Annotated in this window: 14 protein-coding genes; 6 read left to right on the top strand and 8 right to left on the bottom strand. The window is 60.3% G+C overall.

All coding sequences use genetic code 11. The annotated features are described in order from the left end of the window. Positions 1-328 precede the first annotated feature (328 nt). Together NW835_RS01245 and cysE are read right to left on the bottom strand one after the other, a co-directional pair. The gene (locus tag NW835_RS01245) at positions 329-673 is read right to left on the bottom strand and encodes a hypothetical protein (protein ID WP_414372229.1); all 345 of its coding nucleotides are present in this window, start codon (positions 671-673) and stop codon (positions 329-331) included. A gap of 188 nt (positions 674-861) precedes the next feature. After that, positions 862-1,692, bottom strand: a complete 831-nt coding sequence (gene cysE / locus NW835_RS01240; protein ID WP_414365973.1) for a serine O-acetyltransferase — start codon at positions 1,690-1,692, stop codon at positions 862-864. Positions 1,693-1,878: 186 nt separating this feature from the next. Between cysE and grxD the strand changes: the two genes are divergently transcribed. The 5 genes from grxD to NW835_RS01215 all read left to right on the top strand — a co-directional run bounded on the left by grxD (position 1,879) and on the right by NW835_RS01215 (position 6,088). After that, positions 1,879-2,217 carry a Grx4 family monothiol glutaredoxin gene (gene grxD / locus NW835_RS01235; RefSeq protein ID WP_414365983.1) on the top strand — a complete coding sequence of 113 codons (339 nt, stop codon included), beginning with the start codon at positions 1,879-1,881 and terminating at the stop codon, positions 2,215-2,217. A 7-nt stretch (positions 2,218-2,224) separates the two neighbouring features. After that, positions 2,225-2,527, top strand: coding sequence for a BolA family protein (locus NW835_RS01230; RefSeq protein WP_414414305.1), 303 nt, complete (start codon positions 2,225-2,227; stop codon positions 2,525-2,527). A 39-nt stretch (positions 2,528-2,566) separates the two neighbouring features. Continuing rightward, complete coding sequence (locus NW835_RS01225) at positions 2,567-2,917, top strand: phage holin family protein (RefSeq protein WP_414414304.1); 351 nt, start codon at positions 2,567-2,569, stop codon at positions 2,915-2,917. A gap of 453 nt (positions 2,918-3,370) precedes the next feature. After that, positions 3,371-4,933 (top strand): B12-binding domain-containing radical SAM protein, encoded by a 1,563-nt coding sequence (locus NW835_RS01220; protein WP_414365976.1) that lies wholly within the window; start codon positions 3,371-3,373, stop codon positions 4,931-4,933. A gap of 96 nt (positions 4,934-5,029) precedes the next feature. Next, positions 5,030-6,088 carry a SpoIID/LytB domain-containing protein gene (locus tag NW835_RS01215; protein ID WP_414414306.1) on the top strand — a complete coding sequence of 353 codons (1,059 nt, stop codon included), beginning with the start codon at positions 5,030-5,032 and terminating at the stop codon, positions 6,086-6,088. Positions 6,089-6,248: 160 nt separating this feature from the next. On the opposite strand, the gene topA is transcribed toward NW835_RS01215, so the two are convergent. After that, positions 6,249-9,002, bottom strand: a complete 2,754-nt coding sequence (topA, locus tag NW835_RS01210; protein WP_414414303.1) for a type I DNA topoisomerase — start codon at positions 9,000-9,002, stop codon at positions 6,249-6,251. A gap of 200 nt (positions 9,003-9,202) precedes the next feature. On the opposite strand from topA, the gene NW835_RS01205 reads away from it, so the two are divergent. Further along, the gene (locus NW835_RS01205) at positions 9,203-9,622 is read left to right on the top strand and encodes a VOC family protein (RefSeq protein ID WP_414365978.1); all 420 of its coding nucleotides are present in this window, start codon (positions 9,203-9,205) and stop codon (positions 9,620-9,622) included. A 177-nt stretch (positions 9,623-9,799) separates the two neighbouring features. On the opposite strand, the gene NW835_RS01200 is transcribed toward NW835_RS01205, so the two are convergent. The 5 genes from NW835_RS01200 to ebsA all read right to left on the bottom strand — a co-directional run bounded on the left by NW835_RS01200 (position 9,800) and on the right by ebsA (position 15,191). Then, a complete protein-coding gene (locus NW835_RS01200; RefSeq protein ID WP_414378467.1) occupies positions 9,800-11,773 on the bottom strand; it encodes a DNA polymerase III subunit gamma/tau in 1,974 nt (657 codons plus the stop codon). Positions 11,774-11,854: 81 nt separating this feature from the next. Continuing rightward, positions 11,855-12,382 (bottom strand): hypothetical protein, encoded by a 528-nt coding sequence (locus tag NW835_RS01195; protein WP_414365980.1) that lies wholly within the window; start codon positions 12,380-12,382, stop codon positions 11,855-11,857. A 36-nt stretch (positions 12,383-12,418) separates the two neighbouring features. Then, positions 12,419-13,072 carry a dephospho-CoA kinase gene (coaE, locus tag NW835_RS01190; RefSeq protein ID WP_414414302.1) on the bottom strand — a complete coding sequence of 218 codons (654 nt, stop codon included), beginning with the start codon at positions 13,070-13,072 and terminating at the stop codon, positions 12,419-12,421. 90 nt (positions 13,073-13,162) lie between these two features. After that, positions 13,163-14,830, bottom strand: a complete 1,668-nt coding sequence (gene cimA / locus NW835_RS01185) for a citramalate synthase (RefSeq protein ID WP_414414301.1) — start codon at positions 14,828-14,830, stop codon at positions 13,163-13,165. Then, on the bottom strand, positions 14,820-15,191 hold the full coding sequence (ebsA, locus tag NW835_RS01180; protein WP_414366770.1) for a type IV pilus biogenesis protein EbsA: 372 nt from the start codon (positions 15,189-15,191) through the stop codon (positions 14,820-14,822). The genes cimA and ebsA overlap by 11 nt, the downstream gene beginning before the upstream one ends. Positions 15,192-15,385 lie beyond the last annotated feature (194 nt).

The raw sequence follows: 15,385 nt of genomic DNA, 5'->3' as shown, positions 1-15,385 counted from the left end.
GGGGGTGGGTTGGGCGGGGGCATCGCCACCGGTGCGCAGATCCAGGGTGCCGGGTTGGGGCTGTGCCCAAGCTGCAGCGGTGTGTAGCACCATCCCACAGGTCAGGGCTGAAGCTAGCCAAGGGCAGAGTTGCCTGGAACAATTCATAGGGATCCCTCGCACACCACAAAGATTGGAAAGCTGGGCCAAGATTGCACTAAAACCCTCTGCCGCCCAGCGGTGGACAATTGCCCTGAATTATATCAACCCCCATCCCTGCGGATCCGAGCATTGCCGCGAGCCGGATTGCGGGCTTGGGCAGTCTGAAGTGCAAGCAGCCGCCTCTTCTTTACGGCAGGCGCAGGGATCCCTGGCAGCGCTGGCCACAGGTCTGCGGCTCGGCTGCCTCGGCGGACAGGTTGGCTTGGGAGTTGAGGATAAGGATTGTGATGGGGGCAGGGGGCGGTGAGGGGCTGCTGCGCCAACCCCATCTGCCGGCGAAGTGCTGCGTTGGGGTGTTGGGCACGACGAAGACAATGTTTTGTAGGACATTGCTTTGTAGAGGGGTGGCGCTGTTCTGTCTGCTGTCGAGGAGCACCGTTTGCTCCGGCAGGAGCGTCTGGGCCAGAGCGGCTGGAGCTAGGCCTAGGCAGAGCAGAGCTGCTGCCCCAGAGAGGGGTTTGGCCGACATCATCACCGTTTTCCCCGTAGAGCCGAGATGCTAGCACCCTAGCTCGCCCTGCTGAAATGGCTCCACCCCTTTGCCGCAAAAAGGGTTACGCAACAGGGCAAGCTTCTCCCCTGCGCCTGAGGAAGCTGCGAACTCTGCCCTCTTCCAGGGAAAGCCTCAGAAACTTACGCCCCCATGCGGATACTGCCGAGCTAGTCACCTGCCCCTGAACCATCTGGTTGGGCCCGCTCCCGCTCTTGGCTAAGACGGGCCACCTGGGCTTCCAGCTCTTGAATGCGGTGCAACAACTGCTCGATTGCCCGTCCCACCGGGTCAGGCATGAGGTGGTGATCGAGGTCGATGCCGTGGGCGGGGATGCGGCGTTGATGGGGTGGGATGACCGCTCGACCTGGGATCCCGACTACCGTCATGCCGGGGGCCACATCTTGAATCACCACTGCATTGGCCCCGATGCGGGCTCTGGCGCCGATGCGAACTGGCCCCAGGATCTTCGCCCCTGTGCCCACGATCACCCCATCTTCTAGGGTGGGATGCCGTTTACCTTTGGTCCAAGAGGTGCCCCCCAAGGTAACCCCGTGGTAGAGGGTGACGTCATCGCCAATTTCCGCCGTCTCCCCGATCACCACGCCACAACCATGGTCAATGAAAAAGCGCCGTCCAATCCGGGCTGCCGGGTGGATTTCGATCAACGTAAAGGAGCGAGAAATGAAACTGAGCAAGCGGGCCAGAAAAAAGCAGCGCCGCTGCCACAGCCAATGGGCGATGCGGTGTAGGAAGAGAGCATGTACCCCGGGGTAGGTGAAAAGTACCTCCCAGCGGTTGCGCGCCGCCGGATCCCGCTCGAAGACACAGTCGATGTCTTCCCAGAATTGCTGCCAGAACCCCAGTTTTGGCTCCGGCTTGGCAGAAGAGGAAGAATCACTCCCCCCTGTCTCAGGGCTTTCCACCGCCGACGGCAAGGACTCCGTCCCGCTAACGCGAGAGGACTCTGTCCTGCTGGCGCGAGAGGACTCCGTTAGCATGAATGGCCTCCGGTGAGAAACCTCCACTGCTTCCCCTTCTAGCACTTTTTGTCGTCAGCAGGGGGAGCCCCCGCCAGGCTCCAGGATGCCTGTTGACGCTTTTCGTCAAAAGTGGATGAAAATGAGATTACGATAGGAGCTGAATTTGCCTGTCCCCTGTTGTCGCTAAACTGGCTGGCTACCATGCTGGATCCCCTTTTGGAAGAGAAAATCCGCAACCAGGTTCGTACCCACAAAGTGCTGATTTATATGAAGGGCACCCCAGAAATGCCCCTATGTGGGTTTTCCTACGCTGCCGTTCGCATATTGGATAGCTTGGGCTTCCCCTACACAGCAATTAACGTGCTGGAGGATCCCGAGCTTCGCCAAGGGATCAAAGAGTTTTCCAACTGGCCGACCATTCCGCAAATCTACATTGACGGGGAGTTTGTGGGCGGCTGCGACATCCTCCAAGAGATGCACGCCCGCAACGAGCTGCGCCCCCTGGTGGAGGCGGCTTTTGCCAAGGCCAGCACTCAATCTTGAAGATCCCATGCTCACCCCGAACCGCCTTCGGCAGCTCCTGGCCGAGAAACTACAGGCCACCTACGCCTATGTAGAGGACGAATCCCACCGCCACGCTGGCCATAGGGGACGGCAGCAGGGATCCGGGGGGCACTACCGCGTGCAGGTGGTGTCGCCTCTGTTTGCCGGCAAAACTTCTCTGCAACGACACCGCTTGGTGTACGCCGCTCTGGCTGAGGAGATGGGGCAGAGTATCCATGCTTTGGCGTTGCAAACTTACAGCCCGGAAGAGGTGTCGGCAGCCGGGATCCCTCACGATTGGATAGCATAGAGGGCGAAATGGCTGCCCCGGCGGGGTAAGGGAGGAAGTATGGCAGCTCTTTTGGCCACCTGGCTGATGTCGGCCTTGAGCGTGATGATTTTGGCTTGGCTTTTGCCCGGGATCCACGTCTCCGGGTTTGGAGGTGCCTTGGTAGCGGCACTGGCTATTGGGCTAGTCAACAGCTTGGTGAAGCCGTTTCTGCGGTTGATCACCCTGCCGATTACAATCCTGACGCTAGGTTTGTTTTGGCTGATTTTAAACGGCATCTGCTTAGCCATTGCCGACTTCTTGGCCGGAGATGCTTTCAACATCGACAACTTTGGTTGGGCTTTTGTCGGTGCCATCGTGCTCTCCCTCGTCAGCGGCTTGGTTCAGCGCATCTTCGAGAAAGCCAGCTAGGCTTGAATTTCTCGTGAAGGGATAAAACCTTTCCGCATCCTGTGATCCAGCAAGCGACTGGTTAGGATCCCTCCTAGCCAGGGAGGTGTTTCCATACTTGGCTTAATGCTGGAAAATCCATTATAGGTAGGTTTCAACTCTGAACCAAGAACTGGGATATTCGTGCGCTCGCACAAGCCGGGATAAAGTCCTGCCAGGCCACCTCGAACCTCTCTTCAGCAAGATTGTATCCCGCTAGCCCTCTATCTTTGTTGCTGACAACCACAGCCACTCGAAATAGGAAACAGCACGCCAGGGTTATTGCAAATCGCATCCAAACTGCTTGTTGTGTAGATCTCCAGCTCCTTTTTTTGTAGAGATGGTTGCAGCAGTGCAGAGGGCCAGAGGAGAGTCTTTAACTTGCTTGGAACGGCCCGTGTTAGATCAGAATCTACAATTTAGGAGCTGACAGGTATGAAGGCGTTGTTGCTCTATCCTCGCTTTCCCCAATCTTTCTGGTCATACAATCGCACCATTGAGATGGTGGGTCTGAAAGCACTGATGCCACCTCTGGGCTTGATCACAGTTGCCGCTCTGTTGCCCCAGGACTGGGAGCTTCGCTTTGTGGATCGCAATGTTGCCCCCGAAACGGAAGCCGATTGGCAGTGGTGCGACCTGGTGATCCTGTCGGCCATGCTGGTGCAGAAGCAGGATTTTCACGCCCTAATTCGCAAAGCTGTGCAATTGGGTAAAAAGGTGGCAGTGGGAGGGCCCTATCCCACTTCTCTGCCCCAAGATGCTCTCGACTCTGGAGCCCACTACCTGGTTTTGGACGAAGGGGAAGTGACCATACCGGCTTTTGTCAAGGCTCTAGAATCTGGGCAAGAAGTGGGCATTTTTCGAGCCACAGAAAAGCCAGATGTCACCCAAAGCCCTCTGCCGAGATTTGACCTGCTGCGCATGGATCAATACTTCATGATGTCAGTGCAATTCTCGCGGGGTTGCCCCTTTAATTGCGAGTTTTGTGACATCATCTCTCTTTATGGACGCAAGCCCAGAACCAAAGAGCCAAGCCAAATGCTTGCCGAGCTGCAAGCCCTCTACGACCTGGGCTGGCGTGGCTCGGTCTTTGTGGTGGATGACAACTTTATCGGCAACCAGCGCAATGTCAAGCGATTTTTACGCGAGCTGATCCCGTGGAGCAAGGAGCGCAACTATCCATTTACCTTTATGACAGAGGCTTCTGTCAACCTAGCTGAAGATGAAGAGTTGATGCAGTTGATGGTAGAAGCGGGGTTCTATGCGGTCTTTCTGGGTATTGAGACCCCAGACCAAGACAGCTTACAGATGACTCAAAAGCTACAGAATACCCGCCACCCCCTGGTAGAGGCTTGTCGCAAGATCAACGATGCTGGGCTGTTGATCTACGCCGGGTTTATTCTGGGCTTTGACGGAGAGCGGCCAGGTGCGGGGGAGCGCATTCAGGCTTTTGTCGAGCAGACCGGTATTCCTCAGCCGATGTTGGGCATTTTACAGGCTCTACCCAACACCCAACTGTGGAATCGCCTCAAAAAAGAGCAGCGGTTGCTGGAGGGAATTGGCGTCACCGAATTTGGGGATCAAAACACGCTGATGAACTTTATTCCCACCCGTTCTCCATCTGAAATTGCCCGGGAATATCTGGAGAGTTTTTGGAAGTTGTATGAGCCGGCGCGATATCTCTCTCGTTGTCTGCGACAATGCCTGAATATAGGGGTTAAAGCAGGCCGGCGACAAGTGATGAGGCTGCCCCTTCAGAAAGGGATCCACCTCCTTCTCCAGCTCATTTGGCAACAAGGGATCCGCCACCCGCAAATTCGCGCCCAATTTTGGCGACAACTGTGGACAATTTGGCGGCGCAAGCCCAGCCTGCTGAACCTGTATTTGGGTTTGTGCGCGGCAGGGGAACACTTTTGGGAGTACCGGGAGTTGGCCCGCGCTCGCCTCAGCCAGCAACTAGGATACGATCCGTTGCTTGCCGACTCATCGTCAGGATAAATGCGACGACGACAGTTTGCAGCACTGGGGCTGGGATCCCTCTGGGCCCTTCAGGGAGGCTCTCTGCAGGCCTAGACCGCTGGAGATTGGTTGGCCGTGGAGCTGTTCAGCCGCTGGGGCGCGGAGCCTTTGACCCAACTGGAGCTGAGCGGCCCCTTTGTTTTAAATCAGCAGCCTTTTCCGGCAGGGATCTGGAAGCTGCAGGTTCACCGCCAAGCGCTGATTTTGAGCGGGCCGGGCCAGCCCCGTCGCTACTCGGGATCCCTTTGGCTGCAAGGAGGGGGGCTGCATCCTGCGGCGGGAGAGGAGCGTCGCTACCGTGGCTTGATCCAGATTCGCCCAAGCGGCCCAGAGCGCCTGCACCTGCTGAACTGGGTACAACTGGAAGACTACCTGCTGGCCTTGGTGCCCGGCGAAATGCCCGCCGATTGGCCAGCCGCCGCTTTGCAGGCCCAAGCCATCCTGGCCCGTACCCTGGCCGTTCCCCATCTGCGCCCCGCTCCAAGAAGAGAATGGCCCTCTACCCCGGCAAGGCCATTGCAAGATTCCACCGCCCACCAGTTCTACGGGGGCCTGGCCTATGAGACGGCGGCGACCACGGCTGCGGTGCGGGCAACCCAGGGGCAGATCCTAACCCATGCCGGCCAGCCGGTAGAGGTTCTGTTTCACTCCACCTGTGGCGGCCACACCAGCGCCAACCAAGATATTTTTGCCCCACCCGCCCGTCCCTACCTGCAAGGGGTGAGTTGCGAAGGGTGTCGCGCTTCCCCCTTCTATGGCCCCCACAGTGTCCGGCTCAGCCGACAAGAGTTGGAGCAAGCCCTGGGCAGCGCCGAGTTAGAGATCCTGCAATCGGATCCCTGGGGGCGCCCTCTGCGCATCCGCGTCGGATCTCGGTTATTTACCGGACAGGAGTTTGTGTTGCACCTCGGGCAAACCCTAGGGTGGGGGATCCTGCCCAGCAACCGCTTTACCCTCAAACGCCTCGAGCCAAAGGCCGGCCAGCCGGAATCGTACCTTTTCACCTATCGGGGAGCCGGGCACGGGGTGGGTCTATGTCAGTGGGGAGCCCGCGGCCTGGCCGAACAGGGCTACACAGCGTCGCCCATCCTCAACCACTACTTCCCCGGCACCCAGGTGACACCGTTGAGCTGATGAAACATCTCTCCACAGCGTTATTGCTACGCAACACTGTCGCGAACTCCCCTCTCCCTCTGGGAGAGGGGACGGGGGTGAGGGTAGCGGCGCAGATACCGACTCCTTAGATCCACCACAAGCAGGGGATCTGGTGCCATCCCAGCTTGAGAAGCTGTCCTCAGGAAAGAGCTTTGGGAGTGACCTTCAAAATGGTGGAACGGGATCTAGACGGAGCTGAACCATTCGCCTGGGGCTCCTTGGCCATCCCACCGCCGGTGGAAGCTGCTTGTGCTCCGCGCCGCTGCCGCAGTCCAGCCGCCTTGGCCTGCTGGCCTGTCATGCTGGCCTTCATTTTGGCTTTGCTGGTTGAGAGGGCTTTCCCTTTGACAGACGAACCTTCTTTTTCGGCCAACACCTGCAGGGCCATTTCCAGGGTGACTGCTTCGGCAGGGATCTCCTTGGGCAAAGAAGCATTGACCTTGCCGTGTTTGACATACAGCCCGTAGGGGCCGTCGTGCAAAGTGACCGCTTCGCCATCCTCAGGATGGGATCCCAGCTCGCGCAGGGGTTTGGCCGAGCCGCGACCACGGCCTTTTTTGGGCTGGGCCAGCAGCTCCAGCGCCCGCTCCAAGCTGATGGTCAGCACATTCTCATCGGCAGGCAGCGAGCGGAAATCCCCGTCGCAGACCACGTAGGGGCCGAAGCGGCCAATCCCTGCTTGCACCTTCTTCCCCGACTCTGGGTGCTCCCCCAACGTGCGCGGCAGGCTGAGCAACCCCAGGGCAATCTCAGGGGTGACCTCCTCCGGCTTCAGCCCTTTGGGGAGGGAGGTGCGCTTGGGCTTTTTGTTCTTCTCCGACACTTCCCCCAACTGCACATAAGGGCCGTAGGGACCCTGGGGAATCACGTAGACCGGCTCTTGGGTTTCCGGGTGGAAGGCGATGGGCTTGGAACCTTCCTGCTTGCGCCGAATGAGTTCCTCGATGTGTTCGGCGCTGAGATCGGCGGGGGGGATATCCTCCGGCAGGTTGGCGCGCACCTCTCCCGATTCAGTCTCTACCGACACATAGGGGCCGTAGGGGCCAATGCCGATCTTGACAGGCAGGTTCTCCAGGTGAATGGAGCGGGCCAGGCCGGAGTCGATTTCCAACTCGCGCGCCTTCACCTGGCCTTCTAGACCCTGCTCTCCCAGAAAGAAGTGGCGCAAATAGGGCAGCCAGTCTGCCTGGCCAGAAGCGATGTCATCGAGGGTTTGCTCCATCTCGGCGGTGAAGCGGGTGTTCACTAAGTTGGGAAAGTATTTTTCCAGTAGCTCGGTAACCGCAAAGGCTGTGTAGGTGGGCACAAGAGCGTTCCCCATCGACCTCACGTAGCCACGGCTCATGATGGTGTTCAGGATGGTGGCGTAGGTGCTGGGGCGGCCAATCCCCTCACTTTCCAACACCTTGACTAGGGAAGCCTCCGTAAAGCGAGGCGGCGGCTGGGTTTCGTGGCCCACCGGCTCCAACTGCAGGCAGCTCAAGGGATCCCCCTGCCGCAACAGGGGCAGATGCACCTCCCGATCTTCCAAAGCCGCCTCTGGGTCGTCGGATCCCTCCACATAGGCGCGGAAGAAGCCGGGAAAATCGATGCGCTTGCCACTGGCCCGAAACACCGCATCATCCACCGTGATGAGCACAATGGTGTGGGTCTGTCGTGCCTCGGCCATTTGGCTAGCGACAGTACGCTTCCAGATCAGGTCGTAGAGGGCTAGCTCCTGCCCTGTGAGGGGGGTTTGGCTGGGCAGGCGAAATTCTGACCCGGCGGGACGAATGGCCTCGTGGGCTTCTTGCGCCCCCTTGGTTTTGGTGGTGTACTGCCGAGGTTCGGGGCTGAGGTACTCCTTGCCGTACATCGACTCCACGCAGGCGCGGGCAGCGCGGATGGCCTGTTCCGACAGGTGTACCGAGTCGGTACGCATGTAGGTGATGTAGCCCTCTTCATAGAGCTTTTGGGCGATGCGCATCGTCTGCTGAGCCGACAGGCGCAGCTTGCGGTTGGCCTCCTGTTGCAGCGTGGAGGTGGTAAAAGGAGGGGCGGGCTTGCGGGTGGAGGGGCGTTCTTCAACCGAGTTGACGACCCAAGCTTTCCCCAGCAGGCGATCCTGTAGGGCCTCGGCCTGGGCTTGATCCAACAGCACCACATCCCGTCCGGCCATGAGCTGCCCGGTGCTGGGATCGAAGTCTTGTCCGCTGGCCAGACGTTTGCCGCCCAGGCTCACCAGCTCTGCTGGGAAGGAGGCCGCTTGGCCTGCTGTCCTCGGTTGCAAATCCGCTTTCAGATCCCAGTAGGTGGCTTTTTTAAAGGCGCGCCGCTCCCGCTCCCGATCCACCAAGAGCTTCACCGCCACCGATTGCACCCGACCTGCCGAGAGTTTGGGGGCAATTTTTTTCCACAGCAGCGGCGACAGAGTGTAACCCACCAGGCGATCCAAGATGCGGCGCGTCTCTTGGGCCCGCACCAGTTGCTCGTCCACCTCACGGCAATTTTGCAGCGCCTCCTGAATGGCCTCGCGGGTGATCTCATGGAACACCATGCGGCGGGGGGGCACCTTGGGCTGCAGCACCTGTTGCAGGTGCCAACTGATACTTTCCCCCTCCCGGTCTTCGTCAGTGGCCAGAATCAGCTCGTCGGCTTTCTTGAGCGCCTCCTTCAGCTCTTTGACTACCTTTCTTTTGTCCTTCGGGATCACGTAGAGAGGCTCGAAGTTGGCGTGGACATTGACTCCGAGACGGCTCCACTCTTCTCCCTTCACCTCCTCAGGAATGTCAGAGGCCGACTCCGGCAGATCGCGTACATGTCCCATCGAGGCTTGCACCTCATAGCCGGCGGGCAAGAAGCCGCGGATGGTACGGGCTTTGGTGGGAGATTCGACAATGACCAGCTTGGGCATGATGATGTTGACTAGAAGGAATCGACTGAAGGTGGTGAGCCTCCCGACCCAGGGGTACGGCGGATCAGCGCCCACAATCGGGTCTACCTATGGATCCATCGCTGCTTCTTCTGGAGCCTAGCAAGTCTGCTTGCGCTTGGCTAGCGGTTCTGGGCGGTTGACCTGGGCAGTCTGCTCCTATTCGACCTCTTAGCACAACCATGAAGCTGCATCACTTTTCTATTCGCACCGCCGATATTTTTCGCTCCATCGCCTTTTACGAGGGGCTGGGCTTTGTGGTGGAAGAACGGTTTACCGCCGGGATCACCTTAGCCTGTTGGATGCACAGCCCCTGGGGTCGCCTGGAGCTGATGCAGGTGCCGCAGCCCCATCCCGCGCCGGATCCTTTCGGGGATCCTCACTATGTAGGCTACTACCATCCCTCTTTGGAGATTGGCCCTGAATGGGGATCCCTGGCCGACTATCTGCAGCATCTGGAGGCGCAGGTGCCCCTCACCTTGCTGTTGCCGCCGCAACGCCAGCAAATTGGCGGCCAAGTCTATGAGGTAGCGTTCATCGCCGATCCCGATGGCCTGCCGATCGAGCTCATCCGCCCCCAGGGATCCCCAGGATTAGAATAAGGTTTGCCCCGACGCAGGGCTCCAGGGAATATCTCCTTAATTGATCGAACGAGCGGATGCGGGTGGAGGCGGTCGCTCTCTCTAGCTGAGCTGGCCCTTAGGGATCCCAGCGCTAGAGGCGTTCCTTGGCGGGCCAGCAAAAGCGGCAGGGGCAAAACCAGCGCCCCAAAATAGTGCCTAGAAAGGCAGCTCCTCCTCTTCGGGGGCTAGGGGGGACTCGGTTGCCGGCGGGCCGTAGGTTTCACCCAGATCCGGGGCTCCTTCTGCCTCCAGGCTCTCGAGAGCGGACAGTTCTGCCGTCGCCTCCTCGGGCGAGGTCAGGATCCCTTGCAAATCTATCAGGCTGCCGTTGAAATGGTCGGCAAACCGACGGGCCACCTCCGCCAGCTCATGGGCCAGGTCGTAGGAGGGTGGCCTTGCGGTTTGCACCACTGGGGCAGTAGATTGCGGGGCCCTCAGCTCCGCCTGTCTTGGAAGAGGGAGCTCGGGGGAAGGAGGGCTGCTCTCCAACCTTGGGTCACGGGCCGCAGCTGGGCCAGCATGCCCCTCCCGTAGGCGAGGCGGTGGCTGTACCACCAGCTTCAGCCGCACCGGGCGCCGCAGCAGGTTGTAAAGAGCAGAGTGTACCTCGGCTTCTTTGCTGCGCACTTTCTCCACCAGGCCCTTATTGGGAAAAGCAAGGGTAATTTCTAAGGTCTCCGTCCCATCAAGCCAAACAAGAGCCTCCTGCTGCAAATGGCCGGATGCCAATAGCCCTCGCGTGATGGGGCGGAGGTTTTCAAGAAACTGCTCCCAGCGGGGCCGCAACACCTGGGCAGGCGCCGGATCCTTTGCCTTTTCCGGAGGGAGCGGCTCTTGTGGGCTGGGTCCTTGCGGCAGGGGCGTCAAGTCCCCTGCTGGGCTAGGGGAAGGGGTGAAGGACTCTGGGGTGGCTGTTGCTGTAGCCCTCTGCTTTTGTTCTGCTGGGGTGCGAGGGGGGACATCGACACTTTTCTCAGCAGAAGGTAAGCCCGCAGAGGCAAGGGGGATCGCGGCGCTGGCTGCAGCCCCTGTGCGCAGCTGGCCCAGCAGATCCAGCAGAGCAATTTCCAGCCAAAGCTGGGGTTGCCCGCTCTGGCGAATTTGCGGCTCGCACTGGCGCAGATGGCTCTGGGCCGCCAGCAGCATCTCCACCGAGTAGCGAGGGGCCCGCTGTTGCAAGGCTGCCCAGGTGGGATCCGTTACCGCTGCCAACTGCCGCTGCTGGGGGGCCGTCTTGGCCAGGAGCAGATCCCGGTAAAAAGCCACCAGGTTCTGCAGCACCACCAGGGGCTCTTTGCCCCGCTCCAGCAATTGCCGCGTCTGGGCCAGCACTGCTTGCACATCCTGAGCCAGCAGGGCATCCGTCAACTCCAAAAGCTGCCGCTCCGGGATCCCGCCCACCAAGTCCCACACGGCTTCTGGGGTGATGGATCCCTCCAGCAAGCTAAGCTGATCCAGTAGGCGCTCGGCGTCCCGCAGCCCGCCCTGGGCAAGCTGGGCCACCAGCTGCAAGGCTTCTGCCGTGATGGGGATCCCTTCCTGGGCGGCGATCTGGCCCAGGTGGGTCACCATGTCCTCGAGGGGGATGCGGCGGAAGTCAAAGCGCTGACAGCGGGAAACGACGGTAGGCAGAACCCGCTGCGGGTCGGTGGTGGCCAGGACAAACACCACGCGGGGGGGCGGCTCTTCCAGGGTCTTCAGCAAAGCGTTGAAGGCGGCATTGCTGAGCATGTGGCACTCGTCGATGACATAGACCTTGTAGCGGCTATTTACCGGCGCAAACTGGGCCCGCTCGATCAGCTCGCGGATGTTGTCCACGCCGGTGTTGCTGGCCGCGTCGATCTCAATCACATCTAAAGAAGAGCCGGCGGTGATGGCGCGGCACTGGCTGCACACCTGACAGGGATCCGGTGTTGGCCCCTGCTCGCAATTTAAGGACTTGGCTAGAATGCGGGCGCTGGAGGTCTTGCCCGTGCCGCGCGGACCACAGAACAAGTAGGCCGGCGCCACCCGGTTTTGCCGGATGGCATTGGCCAAAGTCTGCACCACCGCCCCTTGGCCCACCACATCGGCAAAACGCTGCGGGCGGTATTTCAGATGCAGGGGTTCGTACTTGCCAGCGGCGGCCATTTCCGAAGATCTCCGAGCAAGCAGCGCCCCAGCCGAGACCGCTATCGCCGGGCGATGCGGAGGCAATCCCAGAGGGCTCCCCTATTCTGCCCCTTGCCCCTCAGGAGCGACGCTGGGTGATGCCACCTCCTGCGTGGGTAGAGCTTTTGGCCGCCGGCCGTTGGGATCCCGGCGGCGCAGGAGAGCTATCCGGGGCAGCTGCAGCTTCCAGCGGGGGGCATCCAGTTGGTCCACGTGCTGCAGGCGGTAGCTGAGCTGGTACAGCTCCCTCTTGAGCCGACGATTTTCCGCCTGAATGGCGGCGATGCGCTCGCGGATGGGTTGCAGGCGGGCCTGCAGCTTACGTCGGTAGAGCTCTGGTAGCTCCTGGATCATCTGCTCCAGCACCTGCTTTTCTTGGTAGAGCTGCTCGATCTCGGCCTCATAGCTGCGAATCTGTCGGTGTTGCTTTTCTTGGCGCAGCTCCAAAAGATCGATCTGGCTCTGCAGCAGGCGGTTGCGCTCCCTCAACGCCTCGATCTCCTGCTCCCGCGCCGCCAGCGCTTGCACCCACCAGGACTCTGCCCTGCTATCGCCAACAGGCTCGCCGCCGCAAATCGTTTCTTGCATCGACTCTTCCTCAACCCACCATCCCCATCCGCTACTCTATCCAGCCTGCTGGGGCGAGGCCAGGGGTTTCTGGGAAGCCAGCGCTTGCTGCACCTGGGCTTCCAGCTCCGCTAGGGATCCAGAATTGTCCAGCACTACATGGGCGCGACGGGCCTTTTCCTCTAGGGGCCCCTGGCTGGCCAGGCGAGCTTCAATTTCTGCTGGCGTCAGCAGGGGATCCCGCTGGGCCAGGCGCTGCCGCTGCTGCTCAGGGGTACAGGTCACCACCCAGATCTCGCTGACCCAGTTTTCCATGTGGGCCTCAAACAGCAGCGGGATCATCAGGCAAACGGTGGGAGGGCCGTCCTTTTGAGGATGTTGCACCCCTTGCGGCGCAGAGGCTCCGTGAGACTGGAGAAACTCCCGCAGCCGCGCTTTGACAAACGGGTGAATCTGGGCTTCTAGCCAGGCCCGCTCGGCGGCATCGGCAAAGATAATCTGCCCTAACTGGCGGCGATCCAGCTCTCCAGAGGGATCTAGAATGGCCGGGCCGTAGCGCTGCAGCACCCGCTCGCGGATGGGGGATCCCACCGCAAGGGCCTGGCGGGCCATCTGGTCTGCATCGGCCAGCGGGATCCCGTGCCGTTCCAAGATGCGGGCCACTGTGGATTTACCGGTGGCTATGCCGCCCGTCAAGCCGATGATTCTCATGGGAGCTGTACGATTTCACACAAGTTGGAGCCAGCCTCTCACCCCCGGCCCCTCTCCCTCTGGGAGAGGGGAGATGGTTGCAGATCCCCCTCAAGGAGAGGCCATCTGGGCAGAGGCTGGGGAAAGGCAAGGTGCTGTCAAGAGACTATACTCTAAGCCTTCCACCAAGGCCCGGCAGGAGGCTTCGATGATGTTGGTGGAAACTCCCACCGTGGTCCAGCGGCGGTGGCCATCGCTGAACTCCACCAGCACCCGCGTTTTCGCCGAGGTGCCGGCCCGCCCATCCAAGATGCGCACTTTGTAGTCGGCCAGGTGAATCCCTTCCAGTTGGGGGTAGAACTCCAGCAAGGCTTTGCGCAGCGCCCCATCCAAAGCTGCCACCGGCCCATTGCCTTCCGCTGCCGTTACCCGTGTCTGCCCTTGCACCGCAATCTTCACCGCCGCCAAGGACTGCACATCCCCCGCCTCACCACTGGGATCCCAGTCTTTGCTGCTCCAGTCGGAGCGGGTAGTGGTGCTGACATTAAAGCTAAGCACCTCAAATGGATGCAAGCGCTGACCTAACAGCTCCCGCACCAGCAGCTCAAAGCTGGCCTCAGCCGCCTCAAACTGATAGCCCTGCAGCTCCAGGGTCTTCAACCGCTCTAGGATCAAGCGGGCTTGGGGATCTGACTTGTCCAGCCGGATCCCGAACTCGGCCACTTTGCTGAGGATATTGCTCAGCCCCGCCTGTTCCGAAACCACGATGCGCCGGCAGTTGCCCACCTGCTCCGGGGCAATGTGCTCGTAGGTGAGGGGGTTTTTCTGGACGGCGCTAACGTGGATCCCGCCCTTGTGGGCAAAGGCCGACCGGCCCACAAAGGGGGCATGGTCATCCGGAGCTAGGTTGACCACCTCGCTGATGGCGCGGGAGATCTCCGTCAGGTGTTGCAGCTTCCCTTCCGGCAGACAGCGGTAGCCCAGCTTTAGTTGCAGGTTGGGGATGACGCTGCACAGGTCGGCGTTGCCACAGCGCTCCCCATAGCCGTTGATGGTGCCTTGCACCATGCGCGCCCCCGCCTGGACTGCCGCCAGGGCATTGGCCACAGCAGTGCCGGAATCGTTGTGGGTGTGGATCCCCAGGGGCAAATGCCCCAGGTGATGGGACTCGGCCAAGACGGCTGCGGTGATGGCGGCAATCTCGGGGGGCAGGGATCCGCCGTTGGTATCGCAGAGAACCAGCCACTCTGCCCCCGCTTCTGCCGCCGCCACGAGGGTTTGCAGGGCGTAGTCGGAGTTGTGGCGATAGGCGTCAAACCAGTGCTCAGCATCGTAGATCACCCGTCGCCCCTGGGAGCGCAAATAGGTAATGGTATCCCGGATCATGGCCAGGTTTTCGGCCAAGGTGGTGCCCAGCCCCTCAGTCACATGCAGATCCCAAGACTTGCCGAACACCGTCACGTAGCGGGTGCCCGCTGCCAAGATGGCCTGCAGCAGGGGGTCGTCAGCCGCCCGCCGCCCCGGCTTGCGGGTGGAGCAAAAGGCCACCAGCTCCGCCTGCTCCAGAGGCTCTTCCCGCAGTTGCCAGAAAAACTGCACATCCTTGGGATTGGCCCCCGGCCAGCCCCCCTCGATAAACGGGATCCCCAGGCGATCCAGCAGCTTGGCGATCTGGATCTTGTCTTGCAGTGATAGCGATAGCCCCTCCCGCTGCGCCCCATCCCGCAGGGTGGTGTCGTAGAGGGTGACGGCAACCGGAGAATTGGCGTCAGTCTTCATACCGCATCAGCTTTTTGTAAAAGGCAGTGGTGAAATCCGGCGGTTGTCCACGCTGCACCAGTGTTACGACATCGATTAGGTAATCCACAAACTCGTAGTTGGCGATGGAGAGCTGGTAAGTGAGCTCAGCATCCTGATCGAAGATCACTTGCACCACGGTCAGATCGGAGGGCAACGGCGACGTGTGCCAACTGGCCAGGAAACGCACAGGTTTGTCTCCCTCGATGGCCCTCTGTCCTTCCAGGCTGCCTTTTTTGTAGAGGCCCACCGCAAGAGCTAGGTGTTGCCGGCGCGCGACGGCGTAATAGGGCTGATAGATGGCTACCTCTGCCGGAGCGGCAGGTTCAAGTTGCAAAGCCATGGCGGCAAGAGGAGAGAACCGTTGATTGCAGTAGAGAACCCAACAGAAGGCCCACTGCGATCTAGCCTACCGCGTTGGTGGGCCACTGGCCTAGGGATAGATTGACCTCATTGTCTCCTACATACCGGTCAGAGTATAGTAAAGTGGATACAGCCTGTTAAGGAATCAAGGGGTACAGTAGCAACACTTAGCAA

It is taken from the genome of Synechococcus sp. OH2, assembly GCF_047462155.1.
GTDB lineage: Bacteria > Cyanobacteriota > Cyanobacteriia > Thermostichales > Thermostichaceae > Thermostichus.
Note: the sequence above shows the minus strand (reverse complement) of the source record. Positions and strands in the feature narration are given on the sequence as shown.

Bases quoted from the DNA above. Each gene is read 5' to 3' on its own strand.
- NW835_RS01200 (WP_414378467.1), bottom strand. From the start codon at position 11,773: ATGGCCGCCGCTGGCAAGTACGAACCCCTGCATCTGAAATACCGCCCG.
- coaE (WP_414414302.1), bottom strand. From the start codon at position 13,072: ATGAGAATCATCGGCTTGACGGGCGGCATAGCCACCGGTAAATCCACA.
- NW835_RS01245 (WP_414372229.1), bottom strand. From the start codon at position 673: ATGATGTCGGCCAAACCCCTCTCTGGGGCAGCAGCTCTGCTCTGCCTA.
- NW835_RS01230 (WP_414414305.1), top strand. From the start codon at position 2,225: ATGCTCACCCCGAACCGCCTTCGGCAGCTCCTGGCCGAGAAACTACAG.
- NW835_RS01195 (WP_414365980.1), bottom strand. From the start codon at position 12,382: ATGCAAGAAACGATTTGCGGCGGCGAGCCTGTTGGCGATAGCAGGGCA.
- topA (WP_414414303.1), bottom strand. From the start codon at position 9,002: ATGCCCAAGCTGGTCATTGTCGAATCTCCCACCAAAGCCCGTACCATC.
- NW835_RS01220 (WP_414365976.1), top strand. From the start codon at position 3,371: ATGAAGGCGTTGTTGCTCTATCCTCGCTTTCCCCAATCTTTCTGGTCA.
- ebsA (WP_414366770.1), bottom strand. From the start codon at position 15,191: ATGGCTTTGCAACTTGAACCTGCCGCTCCGGCAGAGGTAGCCATCTAT.
- NW835_RS01205 (WP_414365978.1), top strand. From the start codon at position 9,203: ATGAAGCTGCATCACTTTTCTATTCGCACCGCCGATATTTTTCGCTCC.
- cysE (WP_414365973.1), bottom strand. From the start codon at position 1,692: ATGCTAACGGAGTCCTCTCGCGCCAGCAGGACAGAGTCCTCTCGCGTT.
- cimA (WP_414414301.1), bottom strand. From the start codon at position 14,830: ATGAAGACTGACGCCAATTCTCCGGTTGCCGTCACCCTCTACGACACC.
- NW835_RS01225 (WP_414414304.1), top strand. From the start codon at position 2,567: ATGGCAGCTCTTTTGGCCACCTGGCTGATGTCGGCCTTGAGCGTGATG.